20 protein-coding genes and 2 tRNA genes are annotated in these 19,212 nt (G+C 60.6%); 10 read left to right on the top strand and 12 right to left on the bottom strand.

Translation table 11 applies throughout. The features are described 5' to 3' along the window. Positions 1-2: 2 nt before the first annotated feature. The 5 genes from ASO19_RS07005 (at position 3) to ASO19_RS09190 (ending at position 3,750) form a co-directional block, all read left to right on the top strand. On the top strand, positions 3-902 hold the full coding sequence (locus ASO19_RS07005; protein ID WP_103765673.1) for a ParB/RepB/Spo0J family partition protein: 900 nt from the start codon (positions 3-5) through the stop codon (positions 900-902). An 80-nt stretch (positions 903-982) separates the two neighbouring features. Beyond that, a tRNA-Lys gene (locus ASO19_RS07000) sits at positions 983-1,058 on the top strand. A gap of 88 nt (positions 1,059-1,146) precedes the next feature. Then, entirely contained in the window at positions 1,147-1,497 is a 351-nt protein-coding gene (locus ASO19_RS06995) for a DUF3147 family protein (RefSeq protein WP_043559132.1), read from the top strand. A gap of 163 nt (positions 1,498-1,660) precedes the next feature. After that, positions 1,661-2,077, top strand: a complete 417-nt coding sequence (locus ASO19_RS09280; RefSeq protein ID WP_103765672.1) for a DUF805 domain-containing protein — start codon at positions 1,661-1,663, stop codon at positions 2,075-2,077. A gap of 245 nt (positions 2,078-2,322) precedes the next feature. Further along, positions 2,323-3,750 (top strand): nucleoside/nucleotide kinase family protein, encoded by a 1,428-nt coding sequence (locus ASO19_RS09190; protein WP_219811865.1) that lies wholly within the window; start codon positions 2,323-2,325, stop codon positions 3,748-3,750. Positions 3,751-3,804: 54 nt separating this feature from the next. Here ASO19_RS09190 and ASO19_RS06980 read toward each other — a convergent pair whose 3' ends face one another. The 3 genes from ASO19_RS06980 to ASO19_RS06970 are packed head-to-tail and all read right to left on the bottom strand — an operon-like array spanning position 3,805 to position 6,741. After that, complete coding sequence (locus ASO19_RS06980) at positions 3,805-4,668, bottom strand: hypothetical protein (protein WP_103765671.1); 864 nt, start codon at positions 4,666-4,668, stop codon at positions 3,805-3,807. A gap of 28 nt (positions 4,669-4,696) precedes the next feature. Next, positions 4,697-6,064, bottom strand: coding sequence for a lipopolysaccharide biosynthesis protein (locus ASO19_RS06975; protein WP_052348979.1), 1,368 nt, complete (start codon positions 6,062-6,064; stop codon positions 4,697-4,699). Then, positions 6,061-6,741: a histidine phosphatase family protein gene (locus tag ASO19_RS06970; RefSeq protein WP_043559489.1), complete on the bottom strand. Its 681-nt coding sequence runs from the start codon at positions 6,739-6,741 to the stop codon at positions 6,061-6,063. Before ASO19_RS06970 ends, ASO19_RS06975 begins: the two co-directional genes overlap by 4 nt. Before the next feature lie 269 nt (positions 6,742-7,010). Between ASO19_RS06970 and ASO19_RS06965 the strand changes: the two genes are divergently transcribed. Then, entirely contained in the window at positions 7,011-7,196 is a 186-nt protein-coding gene (locus ASO19_RS06965) for a hypothetical protein (protein WP_043559129.1), read from the top strand. On the opposite strand, the gene ASO19_RS06960 is transcribed toward ASO19_RS06965, so the two are convergent. From ASO19_RS06960 to ASO19_RS06925, 8 genes are all read right to left on the bottom strand, one after another. Beyond that, a complete protein-coding gene (locus tag ASO19_RS06960) occupies positions 7,183-8,019 on the bottom strand; it encodes a metal ABC transporter permease (protein ID WP_043559127.1) in 837 nt (278 codons plus the stop codon). The genes ASO19_RS06965 and ASO19_RS06960 overlap by 14 nt on opposite strands. Next, a complete protein-coding gene (locus tag ASO19_RS06955; protein WP_043559124.1) occupies positions 8,012-8,671 on the bottom strand; it encodes a metal ABC transporter ATP-binding protein in 660 nt (219 codons plus the stop codon). Before ASO19_RS06955 ends, ASO19_RS06960 begins: the two co-directional genes overlap by 8 nt. After that, the gene (locus tag ASO19_RS06950; RefSeq protein ID WP_103765670.1) at positions 8,668-9,594 is read right to left on the bottom strand and encodes a metal ABC transporter solute-binding protein, Zn/Mn family; all 927 of its coding nucleotides are present in this window, start codon (positions 9,592-9,594) and stop codon (positions 8,668-8,670) included. Before ASO19_RS06950 ends, ASO19_RS06955 begins: the two co-directional genes overlap by 4 nt. A gap of 89 nt (positions 9,595-9,683) precedes the next feature. Beyond that, positions 9,684-10,634 (bottom strand): efflux RND transporter periplasmic adaptor subunit, encoded by a 951-nt coding sequence (locus ASO19_RS06945; protein ID WP_043559122.1) that lies wholly within the window; start codon positions 10,632-10,634, stop codon positions 9,684-9,686. 8 nt (positions 10,635-10,642) lie between these two features. Continuing rightward, entirely contained in the window at positions 10,643-10,846 is a 204-nt protein-coding gene (locus ASO19_RS06940) for a DUF1656 domain-containing protein (RefSeq protein ID WP_043559119.1), read from the bottom strand. Continuing rightward, positions 10,840-12,861: an FUSC family protein gene (locus ASO19_RS06935; RefSeq protein WP_181005224.1), complete on the bottom strand. Its 2,022-nt coding sequence runs from the start codon at positions 12,859-12,861 to the stop codon at positions 10,840-10,842. Before ASO19_RS06935 ends, ASO19_RS06940 begins: the two co-directional genes overlap by 7 nt. A gap of 135 nt (positions 12,862-12,996) precedes the next feature. Then, positions 12,997-13,072, bottom strand: a tRNA-Ala gene (locus ASO19_RS06930). A 120-nt stretch (positions 13,073-13,192) separates the two neighbouring features. Further along, positions 13,193-13,783, bottom strand: a complete 591-nt coding sequence (locus ASO19_RS06925) for a Maf family protein (protein WP_043559116.1) — start codon at positions 13,781-13,783, stop codon at positions 13,193-13,195. A 223-nt stretch (positions 13,784-14,006) separates the two neighbouring features. Between ASO19_RS06925 and hemE the strand changes: the two genes are divergently transcribed. The 3 genes from hemE (at position 14,007) to hemJ (ending at position 16,257) form a co-directional block, all read left to right on the top strand. Continuing rightward, a complete protein-coding gene (hemE, locus tag ASO19_RS06920; RefSeq protein ID WP_043559114.1) occupies positions 14,007-15,044 on the top strand; it encodes a uroporphyrinogen decarboxylase in 1,038 nt (345 codons plus the stop codon). Then, complete coding sequence (locus ASO19_RS06915; RefSeq protein WP_086441861.1) at positions 15,041-15,730, top strand: HAD family hydrolase; 690 nt, start codon at positions 15,041-15,043, stop codon at positions 15,728-15,730. The genes hemE and ASO19_RS06915 overlap by 4 nt, the downstream gene beginning before the upstream one ends. A gap of 80 nt (positions 15,731-15,810) precedes the next feature. Continuing rightward, the gene (gene hemJ / locus ASO19_RS06910; RefSeq protein ID WP_043559109.1) at positions 15,811-16,257 is read left to right on the top strand and encodes a protoporphyrinogen oxidase HemJ; all 447 of its coding nucleotides are present in this window, start codon (positions 15,811-15,813) and stop codon (positions 16,255-16,257) included. A gap of 148 nt (positions 16,258-16,405) precedes the next feature. Here the strand turns inward: hemJ and ASO19_RS06905 are convergent, their stop codons facing one another. Further along, positions 16,406-17,110 (bottom strand): DedA family protein, encoded by a 705-nt coding sequence (locus tag ASO19_RS06905; protein ID WP_227449746.1) that lies wholly within the window; start codon positions 17,108-17,110, stop codon positions 16,406-16,408. Between the two features lie 112 nt (positions 17,111-17,222). Between ASO19_RS06905 and ASO19_RS06900 the strand changes: the two genes are divergently transcribed. Next, positions 17,223-19,163: a S9 family peptidase gene (locus tag ASO19_RS06900; protein ID WP_103765668.1), complete on the top strand. Its 1,941-nt coding sequence runs from the start codon at positions 17,223-17,225 to the stop codon at positions 19,161-19,163. Positions 19,164-19,212 lie beyond the last annotated feature (49 nt).

Raw genomic sequence — 19,212 nt, 5'->3', positions numbered from 1 at the left:
CCATGGCAAAGAAGGCATCCCCCTCCTCCCGCAAACTTGGCCGGGGTCTGGCCGCTCTTCTGGGGGATCAGGCGCCCAATCTGGCCCGTGTTGGGGCCCCGCAGGGTGAGGTTCAGGCTCCGTCCCAGCCAGGAAGTCTGGGGGTGGATCTGCTCGCTCCCAGTCCGTTCCAGCCGCGTCGGGACATGAATGAAGACCGGCTGGCCGAGCTTGCGGATTCGATCCGCTCCCGCGGGGTGATCCAGCCCATTCTTGTGAGACCGGACCCCGAGCAGAAGGGGCGGTATCAGATCATTGCTGGTGAACGCCGCTGGCGGGCTTCGCAGAAGGCGGGCCTGCATGAGGTGCCCGTCTATATCCGTCAGCTTGATGATACGGATGCCATGGCGGCGGCCATGGTCGAGAATCTCCAGCGGTCGGATCTCAACCCTGTTGAGGAAGCAATGGGGCTGCAACGGCTGCTGCAGGATTATAGCCTGACGCAGGAGGAACTGGCCGGGGCGATTGGCAAGTCCCGCTCTCACATCACCAATACCATGCGCCTGCTGAACCTGCCGGAGGCTGTTCTGGTCCAGCTGCGGGATGGTGGGTTGAGTGCCGGTCACGCCCGTGCCCTGCTCGGTCATCCCGACCCGGTGGCCGGTATGGCTGAGGTACTGGCAAAGGGACTGAATGTCCGCCAGACGGAAGACCTCGTGGCCCGGCTGAACAAGGCGGCCAGTGAGGAGAAGACCACGGCTGCCCCAGCTCCGGAGATCACCCGGCTGGAGGAAGACCTCTCCGCCCGTTTCGGGCTGAAGACGCAGATACGCTTCAATGGGAAAAGTGGATCGCTGAAGATCAACTATTCCTCTCTGGAGCAGTTTGAGGCCCTCATGGCCCGTCTGACCGGACAGAGCTGATTTTTTTGAGAAAATATTTAAAATCCCCTTGTCAGCCTTCATGAAGGCTGATAGATAACCATCCATCGGTTACCGATTGTGGGCACATAGCTCAGTTGGTAGAGCAGCTGACTCTTAATCAGCGGGTCCTAGGTTCGAGCCCTAGTGTGCCCACCACAATCGGCCGGTTCCCCTGAAAAGATGTCGAAAACTTTCCGGATGCCAGCGGCAGGACACCCGCTCTGCGTTTTCTGCTGGAAAGAAGATGATCCCCTTTCTCCTAAAAACCGCTCTGTCCGCCGTGCTCGTGGCCTCCATTGCCACGGTGGCCCGTCGCCTTCCTGCTTTGGGTGCGCTCATTGCGTCCCTGCCGCTTGTGTCTGTTCTGGGGATGATTTTTCTCTGGGCTGAGAAACCGGACCGTGAGCTGATGGCCACTCATAGTGAGGCGACTTTCTGGTACGTTCTGCCATCCCTGCCCATGTTTCTGCTCATTCCCGCCCTCCTGCGGCGAGGCTGGCCTTTCTGGGGCAGTCTGGCGGTTGGCTGTGTATTGACGGTTCTGCTTTATCTTGTCGTGGTCTGGTGCGCCCGACGTTATGGCATGGTTCTGTAAATGGTCAGACAGGACATGCTCATGATTATTCTGCGTCTTGACTGACGTTACCCTGCGTTGACTTTTCATTTATTTTTTTGAAAAATTACTCTTTCTTTCTGGAGGATGAAACGTGAAGAGTGCCAGTCCGTTCGGCTATTTCATAAAAGGTATAAAAAATTAGGTGACATTCAGCGGACGGGCAACTTGTCCTGAATACTGGTATTTTAGGCTTTTTGAATTTATTTTTTATTTTGTTATTGAAATAATTGATTCTATATCTGGTAGTATATTTCCATGGCTTGTTGTTTATATTTTAATGTTTTTACCGGGTATAGCTGTTGGGATGCGACGGTTACATGATACTGGTCGGTCCGGTTGGTGGGTATGGCTGCCGTCAGCATCCTTCTCAGTGATCGTCGTTTATCATGCTTCGTTCCTGTATAAATTAAATCCGTCAGGGGGACATCTGTCCCCACTCGTTTTCCTTCCCATTATCCCATTCCTGCTTTGCCCGATCGCTACTCTCATTTTTTTGTGTCAGCCGGGGACGCCGGGGAACAACAGGTTTGGTCCTCCGCCTGGTAACGGCAGAGGCTGAGAGTAAAATCTGTTTCATGTCCTGAGAAAGGCATAAGCGATATTCAGCAAGTTTCGATGGCTGGCATCCTCATGGAGGTTGCCAGCCATTTTTTATGGGCAGACCGTTTCATGATGATGACGTGTTTCCTCATGTTAAGGATATATGGCTGGATCAGGGCACTTTATGCGGGCAGGCCGGCCATAAGTCTGTTATGGACAGGCAGGACAGGATAGGATGGCAGCGTCAGAGAAGATGAGAGTGCTATGCGTGTAAGCGATTTCAAGCCTCGGCCAGTCGCAGGGCGGCATCAGCCGGTGATAGCCCTGGTCGGGTGTGATGGAAGTGGGAAGTCCACCGTGGGGACGGCCCTGCTGGCGCTGTTGCAGGCCGAGCGGCCGACGGCTTTCTGCCATCTCGGCAAGCAGGCAGGCAATCTGGAGCGTACGCTTGCCCCCCTGCCCTTCATTGGCCCGTATGTGACAGGCAAGGCCAGGAAAGAAAATAGCCGGATACAGACCGGCAAAAAAGCAGGCGTGCTGGCGGCCGTGTCGGGTTTCGTTCTGTCCATGCGGCGTGTGTTTCGTTTCGCACTCATGCGGTGCAAACATGAACGGGGCATGGCCGTGCTGACGGATCGTTATCCGCAGAACAGTGTGCCCGGCCCCATGGATGGCCCCACTCTGGCCAATCTGAACCGGGATGGCGTCCTGCTGCGGATTTTCAGCCGGGTGGAGCGGGCGCTCTATGCACGGATGGCCCGTTTCCGGCCAGATGTCGTCATACGGCTGAATGTTGACTTGGAGACGGCCCTGCAACGCAAGCCGGATCATGTTTCTTTCAAGCTGGCCCGCAAGATTGAAGACCTTGCCCGGCTGGATTTTTCTGGTGCTCCCATCGTTGATATCGATGCCACCGAGCCGCTGGCGCAGGTGCTGGCACAGGCAGAAGAAACAGTCCGCAAGGTGCTGGCACTCTATCCCCGTTCCGGCCAGGGATTGGCTGCGCAGCCCCGGGCAGGCTGTCTGGTTTCGCTGGTTGGGTGTGATGGGTCTGGCAAGTCCAGTATCAGCCAGTCTCTGGTCCAGCATTTTTCTGAAACACGTCCAACCGTTTATGGGTATCTTGGTCTTGGTTCGGGTGATCTTGGGCGGCGGATCGGGGCTCTGCCCCTTATTGGTCCAGCGTTGGAGAAGAAGCTGAACGGCAAGGCCAAGAAGGCCCGGACCAAGGGTGAAAAAATGCCGGGCCTGATGACGGGTCTTGTTCTGTTTGTCTTTTCTCTGGTGCGGCTGAAGCGCTTTCTACGGGTCAGGCGGGCGGTCGAGAAGGGATTTCTGGTGGTGACGGACCGTTACCCGCAAATGGAAATTCCTGGCCAGTGTGATGGTCCTGGTCTTTCAGCGGCTTATAGCAGCAATCCGCTGATCCGGTTTCTGGCCTGGCTGGAACGTGGCATCTATCGCCGGATCGTGGCCTTCCGGCCTGATCTGGTCATCCGGCTGAATGTGGATGCGGAAACAGCCCATGGCCGCAAACCGGACCATGACCTCGAGGCCCTGCGGATCAAGGCGGAGCTGATGCCGCAGCTGAATTTCAATCATGCTCCGCTGGTTGAGGTCGATGCCCGCCAGTCTTACGAAGCTGTGCGGCAGGACGTGCTGGATATTCTGGCACGGCACGGGCTTGTCTGAAGCAGGAAGGCCCATCCGTTTTTCTGGATGGGCCTTGCCGCAAGGGGCGGGCGTTCAGTGTGGGCTGCGTTCCAGGAAGGCCCGGATGCGCTGGGGAATTCCCTCCGGGGATTGGAAGCGGTCCCGCCGGTAATCCTGCGTTCCCTCCAGTTTTTTCTCGATCAGCCCGTCATGGAAATCGCCCATCATGCCGTTGATCGTGGCGAGATATTCTGAAAGCTGGTCCAGCCCTCTGGAGGGGCGGATCGTGCGCAGTGTGTCATTGAAGGCCACCCGGCGGCTGATGATCTTGCGCATGACATGGAATTCATGGCCGGTTGTGGCATCCAGCGTGCGTATCAGTTTTGCCAGTCTGGCATTTTCTTTCTTCTGGTAAGCGATGATGCCTGCCGTACTGTCTTCTTTCCAGAGGGCGATGGGGGCGGCGATCAGCCAGTAATAGACCGGTGAGAGCACGACCCAGAGGATGAGGCCGTTGATCAGCGTAGCCCGCCGCTGGTGGTTTTTGAAGGCATCCTGCATGTTGCCCATGATGATGGTGACAACATGCAGCAGGAGCGGATAACGGTGCTGCCTGGTGAAATTGGCACAGGCAAAGCGCATGTGCTTGAATTTGGCCCGTGCGTATTTGAAGGCCAGCTGTTCGTCCTTGCTGGCTGTGCCAGAGAGGGCAATCTTCAGGATCAGGCGACGGAAGGCCTTGCGGTCCACGCCATGTTCGAGAAGCTGCCAGCAGAGATTGTAGCCATCCCGGATTTCAGTCTTCTCACAGGCGGGCAGGACATCCTCGGGCAGGGGGGTGTCAGGGTGGGGAACGTCATCAAGGAGAACATGCTCAAAGACGGTATCCAGCATCTTCTGAGGGAAAGCCGGTGTGCTGCGGCGGCTGGCAGAAGGGCGGAAAGGGAAAATGGGCATGGCTGGGCTGGCATCTCCTGGCAAGGTATCAGCTGCCGGGCGAGGCGGGCAGGCTGTCGGTCTGGCGGATCTCCCTTTCATGAGGGAGGATGATCCTGTTGCGGCGCAGATAGGTTATACCCATTATGGCGAACGTGGTCATGGTAGCAAAGAACATGCCCAGGGCATAGGCAAGCCCGGCGCCGTTCAGGCCGTAGTGATGGCCCATGTAGACAAGCAGCGGGACGTAAAGAATCACGGAAACGAGCTGGGCCAGCATGATGTAATGGGAGCGTCCCGCCGTGTAGAGCACGCCTTCCATTGGCAGCCCGGCGGTGAAGAAGACCAGAGCCGGAGACATCCACATCATCAGGGTTGCGGCATCGCCAAAGCGGTGACCGAACATGCTGATGACGGGTTTCCCCCCGATATAGACAACCAGCATGGCCAGCATGCCCAGTGCGCCGGAAAGGACGCTGGTCCGCAGGGCCAGCTTCCATGGGGCGGAGGTCCGTGGATCCATGAGAACGACTTCGGGGTAGTAGCTTTTCTCCAGCAGTTTTGCAGGCCGCTGGACAGCATCCAGAAACTCCATGGCGAGGGAATAGAGGCCGGCTGCCGATGTGCTGACGATCTTGCCGACCAGCAGTTTGCTGATCGGCTCCCAGACCGTTTCCAGCAGGGTGGTGATGTTGGCGGTCCAGACGAAGCCCCACATGCCCTTTGGCATCTGCCGGGCTGCCTTCAGGATGCTGGGGCGCAGCCCTTTCAGCAGGTCATGGCGTTTCAGTTCCAGCAGGGCCGTGGCCCAGAGATATATCTGGCCAGCCAGAAGAGCCAGGTACCAGGCGATGACGAAACCGGCCAGCTTCATGCCACTGCCCCATGCCAGCAGGCAGCAGACAGCCCGGACAGCTGGCGTGATGAGCTGCTGCCGGGAGACGAGGTCTATGCGGTCGAAAAGGCGGAGGATGCCGTAGGCGGCCGTGCTGCCCATGCCGGGGATCAGCGTGCAGTAGAGCAGGATCAGCAGGGTTGGCTTGTCATGGACACCCAGCACTTTGCCCAGACAGAGGAAGGCCACCATGCCGAACACCATGGAGAGAAGCCCCGCACAGATATCCAGCCCCATGGCCAGGCTGATGCTGGTCTGAACAGTCTTGCGCTCTCCCTTCTGCCAGGGAACAGCAGCATAGTGCAGGACAATCTGCCAGCTCTGGAACTGGCCGATGGCGGCAATCGTCTCGATGTAGGAGGCTATCAGTGTCAGAACGCCGAAATCATGCGGGCGCAGTGTTCGCCCGGTCACGACCAGTGCGACGAGACCCATGACAGCCCCGATGAGTTTGGTCGATCCCAGCTTTCCCGCATTTTTCAGAACAACGCGGAAAAGATCATCCTTGAACCACCCTTTCATTCTGCGGGCTCGTGGAAGGCAGGAAGTTCATTGATGGCGACAATCCGCCAATGCCCGGCAATATGTTCGATGATGCTCAGGGAAAGATTCTGGATGCAGAAGCGCAGGGCCGTTTCCACGGGGATGTCCAGACAGTGGGCAAGAGCCATGCGAATGGCACCGCCATGGCTAAGAATGACCATGTCTTTTCCGGCATTCTGTCGGGCATGGCTTTCCAGCGCCAGGCCGATGCGCTGGCGGACATCCACCATGCTTTCACCCTCTGGTGGACGTTCATCTGCTGCGATGGACCAGAAAGGGGGAGCCGGTTTTCTGAGCAGGGATGGAAACGTGTCGTGGGGGGTACCGTTCCATTGCCCGATTGACTGTTCAATGAAGGCGGGGTCAATCCTCATGGGAGTGGAGAAATTGCCGGCTTTCTGAATGGTCAGGCCGGTGTCGCGGGCCCGCTGGAGGGGGGAGGAAAACCATGTCGCCTTGCGGGGCAGGCGCCGGGCCAAGGCCTCGTAGGCGGGCTTCTGGCTGCGGAGATGCTGGGGACAGAGGGGCACGTCCAGCGTGCCGTACATGGTCTGTCGTGCTGCTTCTTCCACGATGGCATGACGCACCAGCCAGAAACGTGTCACACCGGCGGGGAGGTCCGGTCCATCCAGAAAATGCTCCTGAGGGTCTGGCATGGCGGGCTGCGTCACAAAAAAACCTCTCGAATGGGTCAGACAGCTGTGTCGGTTTGCCGGGGGAGGGCTGACAGGCTGATCACAGATTCATGATAAGGCGCATAGCGGGGAAAGAAACAGCTCTCAAGGAGAAGTTTCATAATTTGTGAAAACTGTTGCGGTCCTGGATGCGGTTTTTCATTCCGTTCTGACGCCGGGACAGCTATCTGATAGGCATGGCCCCGTCAGGCGGGGAACAGGCCAGAAAGCCACGAAGGAGAGAGACGGACATGAAACTTTCAGCAGGGCCGGTCATGGCTCCGGGTTTCTGGGTCAGGCTGTTCCGCACGGTCTGGCCGAAGAGCGACAATGAAGTATTCGTGCTGGATGGCAAATGGGTGATCCTGTTTCATGTCGTCATTGTTGCCATCCTTATCGGCGTCCATCTGATTCTGATGAACCTCAAGGATTTCTGACAGGACGCAAGGCTTTCCGGGTCATGACGGTTCCAGCCAGCAGGTAGAGGCCGACACCGCCCAGACTGATCCAGAATGGCAGGGGAATGTCGCTGTACCAGGCGAGGAGCAGCCCGCCCCATGAGAGCAGAAGCGCCCCCAGAACGGAGCAGACCATGCCCCGGAAGGGAGGGAGCTCCAGCTTCAGGGCAGCGGCAGCAGGGCCGACCATCAGGCTGAAACAGAGCAGTGCTCCGGCGATTTCCGCACAGGCCGCCGCAGCGAGGGCGGCAAGCAGGAGGAAGAGCTGGCCCAGCCGGGTTGGCGAGAGGCCCTGTGCCTCTGCCAGGCTGGGGCAAAGGCTGCTGAAAAGCAGGGGGCGCCAGAGGATGGCCACCCCTCCAAGACAGACAGAGACCAGCCCTGCCAGCATACCAAGGGTTGGGCCATCCAGCCCCAGAACATCGCCAAAAAGCAGGGTCGTTGTCTGGGAAGACGCTTCATTCGCTTCATGAAGACACCAGACACCAATCCCCAGGCTGGCGGCCAGAATGAGGCCGGTCATCGTGTCCCGCTGGGTGGGATGCTGTCTGCCCCGCTGTTCCTGCCCCATGAAGAGACCGCCCACCATGCTGGCGGCCATCATGCCTGCCAGTGGGGGGAGATGCAGCCACACGGCTGCTGCTGCCCCACTGAAGCCGATATGCGGCAGGGCATGGGCTGCAAAAGCCTGTCGCCGCAGCAGCATGAGCCAGCCCAGCGTGCCAGCCAGCAGCGAAACGAGAAAACAGCCCAGAAAGGCATGCTGCATGAAGGGGAAAGAAAAGGGATTGGTCTCAGACATGCAGCGCTCCCTTTGACAGAGTGATCTCTCTCATGGGCAGGTCAAGGCCAGTGGTCTGTAGCGGCCCATGAACCGTGATGAACAGACTGACCTTTTTCTGCTGGTGAAGCTGGCTGAAAAGCTGGAGCAGCGCTTCATGGCTGGCACGATCCAGGGCGGCAAAGGGTTCGTCAAGAATGAGCAGCCTCGGGGAGCCGGCAAGGGCCTGTGCAAGGGCAACACGTTGTCTTTCGCCGCCAGAAAGCGCTCCGAGCGGGCGTGAGGCCAGAGGCAGGGCCCCGACTTCAGCCAGAAGGGCCCTGGCTTTCCTGCGGGTTTTGCGAGGGGCAGGAAAGCCCCAGTGCGTGCCATCCAGACAGGCCATGACATGGCTGATGACTGGCAGCATGGGCGCCGTGTCGTCAGCCTTCTGCGGCATGTACCCACAATGGCGGCGGGCTCTGGCGGGTGGGTGGCCATTGATGAGAAGCTTCCCCCCCTGTAGGGGAAGCAGTCCCATGAGGGCTCGGAGAAAACAGGTTTTTCCGGCTCCATTCTGTCCACGCAGGATGGTCAGGCCCTCCAGGGGAACATCAAGAGTGGCATGATGCAGGACAGGATGGCCCCCTACCTGGAGGCTGACATCCCGGCAGGTAAGGCGGGCTTCCTTCATGGATGGGGGGGTAGCGGGGTGTTGCGGGGCGCTGTCTGGTACAGGGCCTGTTCGAGCGATGTGAGGATGCCGTTCAGCCAGTCCTGCCAGTGTTGCCCGGTGGGCAGGCTTTCCCCGATGGCAAGGACTGGAATGCCGGACTGACGGGCCATGTCCTCCATTCTGCTCGCCTGTGGGGCGCTGATGGCCGGATTGCTGACCAGAAAGCGGATGGTCTTCTCGTGCAGGGCTGTTTCCAGCATGGCGGTGTCACGGGGGGACAGACCGGATTCGTTCATCAGGGCACGGGCCCAGCTCTGGTCTGTCATGACCAGCCCAGCCGCCAGCAGGAGACGTTCCCCGGCTGGTTCGGTCATGGCGAAGGGGGCGCCATGGTCTCTCTGCTGGATGGCCTGCTGGCGGGTGGCGATCTGGTCGATCTGCTGTTCGAACAGGGCGAGGCGCCTGTCGATGTCCTGCTGGGCCTGGGGGCGAAGCCCGGCAAGCCAGACGGCGATCTGTCGGGCCGTATTCCGGACCGTGGGGAGATCAAAAAAGAGATGCGGGTCTTCTCCGGTCTGCCAGCCCCCCTGACTGGCAGCAAGGAAGAGCTTCACAGAGGTGGGAAGCAGCTTCATGGCCCAGTCATCATAGGTGGCTCCATTGAGCAGTACGGCATCACTGGCTGCCAGCTGGCGGGCCATGAGGGGTGAAGGCTGGAGATGGTGCGGGTCCAGCCCCTCGCTGGTGATGAGCGAGCGTGTCCGTAGCGCTGGGCCACCAATCTGCTGGGCGATATCGCACCAGACGGGTTCCACGCAGCTCAGCAGGGGGGCTGGTCGGTCCGGTCCCGTTTCCGTGCTGGCCCGGGAAGGAAGGGGCAGCAGGCCTGTCAGCAATGTCAGAAAAAGCGGCAGGCAGGGGAGAAAACGCACCGTGAACATGGAAGCCTTTCAGGGCCATCAGCAGACGTGGATGTTATATAATAACATTTCGTTTGTCTGAAAAGGCACGGTCCTCCCCTCCCCTTCTCTCATTTGTGCCCGAACAGATGGCGGAGATCGTCACTGAGATGCTGGAAGGCATCCTCGTTGCTGCGCCGCCGCCTGTTCCCTTTCTCGGAAATGGCTGTAACGGTGACGGTCATGCCGGCAGCGAGGTTGAGGTCCGGCGGGATGGAATCCAGGCTGATGCGGACGGGAATACGCTGGGCCAGCCGCACCCATGTATAAACAGGGTCCACGGTGGGCAGGCCGAGGGCATTGGTCAGGGCGTTCCTGCTTGCAATGCCACGGGTGATGCTGTGGACATGCCCATAAAGCGGGGTGTGATAGCCCATCAGATCCATGCGGACAGGGTCTCCCACGCTGAGGTCATGGACCTTCACTTCCTCGAAATACCCATCCACCCAGAATGAATTCGTGTCGATGACATGAATGTTCACCTGCCCGGCGGAGGCATAGTCCCCCGGCCTCATGGTCAGGTTTGTGATGATGCCGTCTATGGAGCTGCGGACGGTCGTGCGGTCCAGATTGATCTGGGCCTGTCTGCGCTGGGCAAGGGCTGTGCTGTAGATGGCCCGGGCCTGCTGTGCCAGAGCCTCATACTGCGTCTTTTCTTCCTGCGAGACGGCCGCTCCCGGGATGGCATGGCGCCACCGGGCCTGATTCAGGCGGAACTCCAGGTCTGCCTTGGCCTTGTTCACATCGGCATCGGCTTTTTCGAGGGCGACCTGATAGTCGAACGGGTCGATGACATACAGCACGTCTCCAGCATGGACCTGCTGGTTGTCATGGACAGGAACGGTGATGATCTGCCCGGAGACACGGGGAGCAATATTGGCCACCTGTACACGCACCTGCCCGTTACGGGTCCACGGGGCGGCGGTGTAATAGTCCCAGAGGACAACAGCCACGAACCCGGCCACGCAGAGGATGGAAGCTGTGACAGCAAAACGGATGAGGCGGTAGGCACGGGTAAACACTGGCAGCCTTATAGCAGGATGGTGAACAGGCCGAGCAGGCAGATCATGATGGCAAACTGTGCCAGAGGCGGGTTGGCGAAGAAACGCCAGAGCCTCATCCACTGGAGCATGAGGCGGAGCAGGAAGGTCCCCAGCAGGGCCAGGGCCAGGTCGATGATGAAGGAGGACACGAACAGCCCATCCAGATTGATGACAAGGTGGCGTGTTACCATCGCCTGCGCCCTATTCCGTAATGGCGGAGCGCGGATCCGTTCTGCTGGAGGAGGAAGCGGACTTCCTCCAGCCCTGCAGCACATAGAACCGCTGCAACATGGGCAGGCCCGCTGGAGGCTGGCGCCCGGGAGAGCATCTTCTCTGCCATGAGGGGCAGATGGTCTGCCAGTGAAAAGAGCTTCATGCGGGTCAGGCTCCTCTGCATGGTGTCCGCCAGTGGTGCCAGTTCCGTGTACTGGCGGGCCGTCTTGAGGTCCAGCTCCAGCCGGGCCAGGGCTGTGGTGAGGTCTGCCAGACTGATGAAACGCTGGCAGACCCTCCAGGCTGCCTTGCCTTTCTTCTCCTGGCTGATGGTCTGGCTCAGCATGTAGAGCTGGTGAAGCCGGTCATATTTGCGGCTCAGCAGGGCTGGTGTGAAGGATGGTGACCGGGCGGCAAACTGGCGTTCCAGCTCCCTGGCGATGGAGAGAGTGATGCGGAAGCGGGTCCGCCGTGGCCGTGGCGGCAGGAACAGGATGAGGAAGAAGGCGGTGATGCCAGCCGCACAGAGATAGAAGGTGTTGCGGTCCACAAAGGCAAGAAGGTTGTAGTCATGGTGATTGTTCAGCCCCAGAAAGACGAAGAAAAAGGCGCCGTAATGTGAGCCTGCGGCCGCCGTTGCGGGATTGATGATGAGCAGGCAGCTGAACATGACCTGGAAGAGCATGACAATGGCCATGCCCATCATGGTGTTGACATGCGGCAGGATGAAGAACGAGGTCAGCCCCGCCGTCAGGATGCCCAGCGGTGTTCCGATCAGGATACCCCGGCCGAAAGCGGCACTGTTGGGCTGGGTGATGCCCAGGCAGAGCAGCATGGCGCATTGAGAGAGTGCCGTGGCGGCATTGGGCAGGCCGCTGCCGATGAAGAGGGCCGCTGCCGCACTGAAACAGAGCAGCACCCTGATGGCATTGACGAGAGCTGCGATCCTGTCCGGGTGGAAGGCGAACCGGCTCATGGTTTTTACCTGGCCCAGTGGGGCTGCCTTCAGCAGCGTGTTGAGACCTTTGCGGCTGATGTGGCGGCTGGCAATCAGGCTGGCCGTGCGCTCCAGGCGCCAGGCATCGGCCAGGGTCAGCCGGGGGGCCTCTGGCGGCAGGCGGCCGAGCAGGTCTGCCAGGATGGTTTCTCTGTCCGTGCCAGAAGGGGCGTGTATGTCGAAGCGTGTCAGGGCCAGCACGGCGGGGGCGATGGTGGCCTGGCGCATGAGAGCCAGCAGGCTGCGGCAGCAGGACAGGGCCGTCACCATGCCAATGAGACAGACCTGTGCCCCTTTTGCGCGCAGCCGACCTCGGGTCAGTTCGGTGCGTGTATCATGCACCTGGTGGGTCAGGGCAAAGACCGTGCTGGAAAGCGCTATGGTTTCCAGCGGGGAAAGGGTTGGCACGGTGTCATCAAGGGCGAGACGGGTTTCATGGCGTACTTCGGCTGCCGTTTTCTGCAGACTGCGCACGAGTCTTTGCCAGACATGCGGTGTACCGGAAAGCAGGGCGACCGTGGCAATGGCGGCAACGCCGATCATCACGGTGGAGACACGGGCCACCGTGACATCAAAGGCATTCTGGGGGGCATCAATGTGGGAAATGGCGATCAGGGCCACGACATAGCCTGAAAGGACGGCCCCATAGGCCCGGAATCCTCGGCGCAATGTGCCGGCATAGGCGCATATGGCCATCCAGACAGCACAACCACCCAGAAGAAGCTGGCGTTCCTGCCCGAACATGGAGACAAGGCAGAGGGCCACGACACCACCAACCAGAGTGCCGACCACCCGGTAGAAGGCTTTGCTCAGGGCCTGCCCCCGCAGGGGCTGTGCCAGCAGCATGACGGTCACGGCAGCACTGGCGGGAGAATCAATCTGCGCCCAGAAGGCAACCAGCAGGGCCAGCACGAGCGCTGCCCAGATGCGCAGGGTGAAGCCCCACCAGCCTGGTGGAAAGATGCTGCCTGCGGCCACCCGGAGACGGGACATCATGGCAAGGGGTGCCTGCATCAGGAAAAACGCACGACCGGGCATGAAACAGCAGAGCAGCCAAGGCCGGGACAGGCACTGCCATCAGGCAGGTAAGCTGGCTGATGTTTCACATGGAACAATTTGTAAGAGGATATCTGGTGGAGCCAATCGGGATCGAACCGACGACCTCTTGAATGCCATTCAAGCGCTCTCCCAACTGAGCTATGGCCCCACTTTTGCGGTGTGTCGATGACGCACCGTGTGGGGAGCATATATCCCCACATGGGAGGAAAAGGCAAGGGGGAAGATGCAATTTTTTCCATAAATTATTGCAGGGGCTTCCTGCTGCCTGTCAGCCAGGCAGGATACCATGCTGTCGCAGGGCAGCCAGCAGCGGGATGAGCGGCAGCCCGGCAATGGCATCACTGCTCCCGGTTACAGTGTCAAAAAGCTGGATGCCCAGCCCTTCGATCCGGTAGCACCCTACGCAGGAGAGCAGAACGTTCCCTTCCTTCTGGAGATAATCGTCCAGAAACACCTCCGAAAAGGAGCGCATGGTCAGGGTCGGGCTGCTGATGTGGGACCAGAGGGGCTGACCGTCCCTCCAGAGGGTCACGGCGGCATGGAGGGCATGGGTCCGGCCCCGCAGGGCCAGAAGATGGGTGCGGGCTTCGGTCAGGTCAGCCGGTTTGGCGAAGGCCCGGCCTTCCAGCTCCAGAATCTGGTCCGCAGCGATGATGAACCGTCCGGGGTGCTGGCCGGAGGCTGCTTCTGCCTTGGCCTGGGCCAGGGCAAGGGCCGTGTCCCGCAGGGAGAGACCTTGCGCTTCGGCCTGCCGACGCAGGGCGTCTTCATCCACATCAACCGGGCTGGCCGTGACAGGGACTCCGGCGGCATGAAGAAGCTGAAGCCGGATGGCAGAACCGCTGGCAAGAACAGGCATGGGGACCCTCCGTGTAAATGATCGGGCAGCCGCTATCATATCATGCCATCGCATGACAGAGCTTCATTCCATAGTTGACGCCTTCCGCCCCAGCGGGGCAAGGATAGCCGTATGGGTGCCATCATGGCTATGGCCGTGGGAGGGGGTATCTTCCCTTCCCTTTTTTCGGGATGTTGGACAAGGCGCAGGCATGACACAGCAGGACAGAGCAGTTCCTTCAGGGATGGACAAACAGGGCAAGCCGCTTCTGCGGGCCTTGCGGGGCGAGGCCGTCTGGCCGCCGCCTGTCTGGCTGATGCGACAGGCAGGGCGTTACCTGCCGGAGTTCCGGGCCATGCGGGAGCAGGCGGACTTCATCACACGCTGCATGACGCCCGATATCGCTGTGGAGCTGACCCTGCAACCCATCCGTCGCTATGGCATGGATGGAGCGATCCTGTTTTCGGACATCCTCATCCTCCCCTGGGCCATGGGGCAGGACCTGCGCTTTGAGGAAGGGCGTGGCCCGGTGATGACGCCCATCCGCAGCGAGTCTGACCTTGCCCGGCTGGATGAAGGCCGGATGATGGAAGCGGTGGCCCCCGTGCGGGAGGCCCTGCGCCGCCTGCGTGTGGAACTGCCGGAGGAGACGACCCTGCTCGGCTTTGCGGGCAGCCCCTTTACGGTGGCCTGCTACATGGTCGAAGGAGGCAGCTCCCGTGATTTCGCCCATATCCGGGCGATGATGCAGAAGAACCCGGCCCTGTTCGACAGGCTGATGGAGAGTCTGACCCGCAATACGGCAGAGATGCTGTGCGGCCAGATCGAGGCCGGAGCGGAAGCAGTCATGCTGTTCGATTCCTGGGGGGGTATCCTGCCGCCGGAGGCTTTCCGCCGTCATGTGATCGAGCCGACACGGCAGATCGTCGCCCATATCCGTGCCCGCCATCCTGACGTGCCGCTGATCGGCTTCCCCCGTCTGGGCGGTGTCATGGTGGCGGAATATGCCGGGAAGACCGGCATCAATGCCCTGGCCCTCGATACGGTGGCGGACATGGCCAAGGTGGCTGAAATGGTGCCCGAGACAGTGACCCTCCAGGGCAATCTCGACCCGATGATCCTGCTGAATGGTGGCGAGGCCCTGAAGGCAGAAGCCCGCCGCATCCGGGACAGCCTCAGGGGGCGGCCACATGTGTTCAATCTGGGACATGGTGTCATCAAGACCACGCCGCCGGAACATGTGGCCACGCTGGTTGAGACGATCAGGGACATCCAGTCATGAAAAACGCATTACGGCCAGGGCTGAAGCTGGTCATTTTTGATTGTGATGGCGTGCTGATTGACAGTGAAGGGCCATCCTGCCGGGCGACGGCGGGGTTTGCCCGCTCGCTGGGCCTGAACATTTCCGATGAGGAAGGGCTGGCCCGCTTTGCGGGCAAGGCCTTGCCGCAGGTAGTGAAGGAGCTGGAGGCGGAGCTGGGCCATCCCCTGCCCCCGGGCACCCACACGAAAATGCGGGACAATCTTGTCAGGCTCATGAAGGAAGGTACGGAACCCGTAGCTGGGGCCGTTCCCCTGCTGGAGGCTCTGGCGGCACGGCATGTTCCTGTCCGTGTCGGCTCCAACTCATCCATGGCGGAGATGGAGGCAAAATTCGGTTTTACCGGGATGGATCGCCTCCTGCCGGAGGCCCGCATCCATTCGGCTGCCGATATGGGGCATCCCAAACCGGACCCGGCCGTCTATCTGCATGGGGCCGAGGTGGAAGGTGTCCGGCCGGAGGAAACGGTGGTGATCGAGGACAGTGACACTGGGGCGGAAGCAGCCCGCCGGGCCGGCATGTCCTGCATCCTGCTGCGTCCGGCATCCCATCCCCTGCCGGGCTTCTGGCCCGTGGAGGGATTCGTGCGGGTGGAGCATCTCGATGAGGTCATGCCCCTTCTTGAGGGGGCCTTGGCCCGGAAATGACATGACAGCCGGAGAGGCTGTCTGATGTGCGGGAAGACCGCCCCATGATGGAGGCGGGAAGAACGGAAGGTAACGGGATTATGGCACTGTTTCTGCTGAAGCATCTGAACTGGTTTGTCTCACTGCACATCATGGCTTTCGTGTCATGGATGGCAGGACTGTTCTATCTGCCCCGGCTGTTCGTCTATCATACGCAGATAAAAGCAGGCTCTGAGGAAAGTACCCGTTTCAGCCTGATGGAGCGTCGCCTTCAGAAGCAGATCATGGCACCGGCCATGATTGTGACCTTTTTTACCGGTGCTCTGATGGCCTCTCTCCCGGGGGTGGTGAGCTGGTCCTCCGGCTGGTGGTGGGTCAAGGTTTTCTGCCTGTTGGGCATGTTCATGTTCCACGGGGCCTGCTCTGTCTGGCGCCGTGATTTTGCTGCCGGGCGTAACCGGCATGGTGAGCGTTTCTATCGCATTGCCAATGAGATTCCGACCATCCTGATGGTCCTCATCGTCATCATGATCGTGGTGCGCCCATAAAGGGAGGGGGATTCCCCTCCCTCAGGCTTCAGTGGGAATGAGGGCAGAAGCCGTATCTGTTCTCTTCCGGCTGGCTCTTCAGGCAGAAGACAGTGCAAAGCGGCAGGAGACCCACGATGGTCACGGGCAGGAAACGTCTCCTGCCCGATCAGTGCTGATGCGCCCGTTTCTTTCTGGCCTCACGCCGTTTCTCATCGGCAAGGGCTTTCCTGATGAGGGCATGTTCGTGGTGGCGGAGAAAAAGGAACGACCCGCCCAGCACTGCCAGCATGACAACGGCAAGCCCGATGCCGAGAGGCCCCGTAAAGCTGTCGATCTGGCTGCCCAGTTCGTAGGGGACGAGAACATAGCATGTTCCCCAGAGCAGCCCGCCAAGGGCATTGTAAATTGAGAAGGGCAGCCAGGGCATCCGGGAGGCCCCGGCGAGGAGGGCGATGAGAATGCGCAGGAAAGCGATGAAACGGCCCAGCAGCACGCCCGCTCCGCCAAACCGGCGGAAGAGATAGCGGCCAAGGGTGAGGCGGTCCTTGTGCAGGCCGATTTTGCGCCCGTGTTTTTCCAGCAGATGATAACCGAGCTGATGGCCGATGAGGTATCCGACATTGTCCCCGATGATGGCCCCGCTGACAGCGGCGATGATCAGCCCCTCCGGTGTGAAGTGGTGCGTGTGGGAGGCATAGAGGGAGGCGAAGATGAGCAGGCTCTCGGCTGGCAGGGGAATCCCCGTGCTTTCCAGCAGAATGATAAACCCTAGTGTCAGATAGGCATAAAGCGGGGGGAGATGCTCAAGAAAGGCGGAGAGATGCTGTATCAGGGGATGGGCTTCCTCTAGAAAGGGGGCACTGCGCCGCACCAAGTCCAGTCAGAAGAAACCCGGTCCAGCAACGGCCTGCCAGTGCTTTCTCCTGTCAGATTACTGGGGTAGGCAGAAATAAGGCAAGAACGTTTTTTGCAGGAGAGACATCATGACAGCAGCCCCTTCCCTGCCCTGGGTCACGCCCGAGCTGATGACACGCCGGACACGCAGCCTGTCGGAGATCAGGGCCGTGGCGGGATGGGTGCTCTGGCTGGAGCGGCGGCCGGATGAACAGGGCCGCAGTGTCGTGGTTGGGCGTGCGCCGGATGGCACCCTGCACGATCTCACCCCACCAGAGGCCCAGGTGGGTACGGACATGCATGTCTATGGTGGTGGGGCCTGGGCTGCGGAACGTCATGGGTCGGACATGGTCGTGCTGTTCAGCGACAGCAGGCAGGGTGGCCTCTGGCGGAGCCGCAACGGTCAGGCCGCCCAACCGCTCTGCCCGGCTGCCGGTGATGATGGCGTGACATGCCGTTATGCGGACCTGTCCCTTCAGGACGGACGGCTCGTCTGCGTGCGGGAAGTGGAAACGTCCTCCGGGGAGGAAAAGGCCGACCTTGTGGAGGTTGATGCACAGGGGCGGCTCCACTCCCTCCAGAGTGGGGCGGATTTTTACATGTCGCCCCGGCTTTCACCTGATGGGCGGTTTCTGGCCTTCATCGCATGGCAGAATCCGCATATGCCGTGGACGGAAACGGGCCTGTATGTGACGGACCTGTCCGGTGCGGGCGGGACGGTCTGCCTGACTGGTGGAACGGGGCAGGACTGTAGCGTCATGGGGCCGTTCTGGGATGGGCGGCGGCTTCATGCGCTGTCCGATGCCGCTCCGGCTGGTGCCTCGCCTGAGTCTGACCGGCACTGGACGCCGGTTGCTTTCGAGCCGGAAGACATCACCGGGGGCGGCACGGCATGGCGGGCCTGTCCCCTGCCCCCGGCTCCGGCCGAGGTGGGGCTGCCTGCCTGGGTGTTCGGGCAGTCCTGCTGTGCGGCCCTGCCGGGGGGACGGCTGCTGGCCCGTGGCGTGCGGCAGGGCGTGCCGGTAACCCTGCTGCATGAACCGGCTTCAGGCTGGCGGGACGTGCTGGCAGGGGCCGTGCCGGATGATGTTCCCGTGCCGCTGGAGGGAGGCTCACGCTTTGCATGGCTGAACAGCCCGCCGGATGGTCCCCCTGCCCTGATGCTCGGCACGCTGGACGGAGCTGCGGAAGACCGGGAGATCATCCGCAGGGCCTGGGAGATGCCGCCTCATGTGGTCGCGGCGGACATCGCCCTGCCGGAGACGCTGTCCTTTCCCGTGGAGAACGGGCCGGGGCCGCTCCATGCCCAGTTCTACCCTCCCGCCCGGGGGCCGCACTGTGAAAAGGTGGCGGGAAAGCCCCCTCTTGTGGTGATCGTTCATGGAGGTCCGACCGGGCAGGCCCGGACGGACCTGTCCTTCAAGGTCCAGTGGTGGACATCCCGGGGCTTTGCGGTGCTGGATGTCAATTATCGTGGGTCCACCGGTTTTGGCCGGGCCTATCGGGCGGCACTGAATGGCCAGTGGGGCGTGCTGGACGTGCAGGACTGCTGCCGGGCCGTTCAGGGGGTGATCGAGCAGGGGCTGGTGGACCCGCAACGCTGTGTCATCCGGGGCAGCAGTGCCGGGGGGCTGACGGTCCTTTCCGCTCTGGCCCGGTCCGACCTGTTCGTGGCGGGCACATCGCTCTATGGCGTGACGGACCTTCGGGCACTGGCCGAGGAGACGCACCGTTTCGAGGCCCGGTATCTGGATGGTCTCGTGGCGCCGTGGCCGGAGGAGGAGGCCGTGTATCTGGCCCGGTCTCCCCTGTCATGGCCGGAGAAGATCACGGCTCCCGTCCTGTTCCTTCATGGGGATGCAGACTGTGTCGTGCCGCTGTCTCAGGGGCAGGCTTTGCAGAAGCAGCTTCCGGCCTCGTCGCTGCATGTCTATCCGGGTGAAGGGCACGGCTTCCGGGATGCCGGGGTGATTGCGGATTCCCTTGCCCGGGAGCTGGCTTTCTACCGGGACGTATTTATTAATAAATAATAAAATTAAGTTGTATCGAGGGACGTAAAATGTACTTCTTAGCATGTTA

The sequence above is a fragment of the Parasaccharibacter apium genome, from assembly GCF_002917995.1.
In the GTDB taxonomy this organism is placed as follows: domain Bacteria; phylum Pseudomonadota; class Alphaproteobacteria; order Acetobacterales; family Acetobacteraceae; genus Bombella; species Bombella apis.
Note: the sequence above shows the minus strand (reverse complement) of the source record. Positions and strands in the feature narration are given on the sequence as shown.

What these genes read in the sequence shown, in the direction of transcription:
- ASO19_RS06960 (WP_043559127.1), bottom strand. Translation starts at nt 8,019, where the DNA reads ATGTCTGAGACCAATCCCTTTTCTTTCCCCTTCATGCAGCATGCCTTT.
- ASO19_RS06925 (WP_043559116.1), bottom strand. Translation starts at nt 13,783, where the DNA reads ATGCCTGTTCTTGCCAGCGGTTCTGCCATCCGGCTTCAGCTTCTTCAT.
- hemJ (WP_043559109.1), top strand. Translation starts at nt 15,811, where the DNA reads ATGGCACTGTTTCTGCTGAAGCATCTGAACTGGTTTGTCTCACTGCAC.
- ASO19_RS06915 (WP_086441861.1), top strand. Translation starts at nt 15,041, where the DNA reads ATGAAAAACGCATTACGGCCAGGGCTGAAGCTGGTCATTTTTGATTGT.
- hemE (WP_043559114.1), top strand. Translation starts at nt 14,007, where the DNA reads ATGGACAAACAGGGCAAGCCGCTTCTGCGGGCCTTGCGGGGCGAGGCC.
- ASO19_RS06955 (WP_043559124.1), bottom strand. Translation starts at nt 8,671, where the DNA reads ATGAAGGAAGCCCGCCTTACCTGCCGGGATGTCAGCCTCCAGGTAGGG.
- ASO19_RS06950 (WP_103765670.1), bottom strand. Translation starts at nt 9,594, where the DNA reads ATGTTCACGGTGCGTTTTCTCCCCTGCCTGCCGCTTTTTCTGACATTG.
- ASO19_RS06970 (WP_043559489.1), bottom strand. Translation starts at nt 6,741, where the DNA reads ATGCCAGACCCTCAGGAGCATTTTCTGGATGGACCGGACCTCCCCGCC.
- ASO19_RS06975 (WP_052348979.1), bottom strand. Translation starts at nt 6,064, where the DNA reads ATGAAAGGGTGGTTCAAGGATGATCTTTTCCGCGTTGTTCTGAAAAAT.
- ASO19_RS07005 (WP_103765673.1), top strand. Translation starts at nt 3, where the DNA reads ATGGCAAAGAAGGCATCCCCCTCCTCCCGCAAACTTGGCCGGGGTCTG.
- ASO19_RS06980 (WP_103765671.1), bottom strand. Translation starts at nt 4,668, where the DNA reads ATGCCCATTTTCCCTTTCCGCCCTTCTGCCAGCCGCCGCAGCACACCG.
- ASO19_RS06935 (WP_181005224.1), bottom strand. Translation starts at nt 12,861, where the DNA reads ATGATGTCCCGTCTCCGGGTGGCCGCAGGCAGCATCTTTCCACCAGGC.
- ASO19_RS06965 (WP_043559129.1), top strand. Translation starts at nt 7,011, where the DNA reads ATGAAACTTTCAGCAGGGCCGGTCATGGCTCCGGGTTTCTGGGTCAGG.
- ASO19_RS09190 (WP_219811865.1), top strand. Translation starts at nt 2,323, where the DNA reads ATGCGTGTAAGCGATTTCAAGCCTCGGCCAGTCGCAGGGCGGCATCAG.
- ASO19_RS06940 (WP_043559119.1), bottom strand. Translation starts at nt 10,846, where the DNA reads ATGGTAACACGCCACCTTGTCATCAATCTGGATGGGCTGTTCGTGTCC.
- ASO19_RS06900 (WP_103765668.1), top strand. Translation starts at nt 17,223, where the DNA reads ATGACAGCAGCCCCTTCCCTGCCCTGGGTCACGCCCGAGCTGATGACA.
- ASO19_RS06995 (WP_043559132.1), top strand. Translation starts at nt 1,147, where the DNA reads ATGATCCCCTTTCTCCTAAAAACCGCTCTGTCCGCCGTGCTCGTGGCC.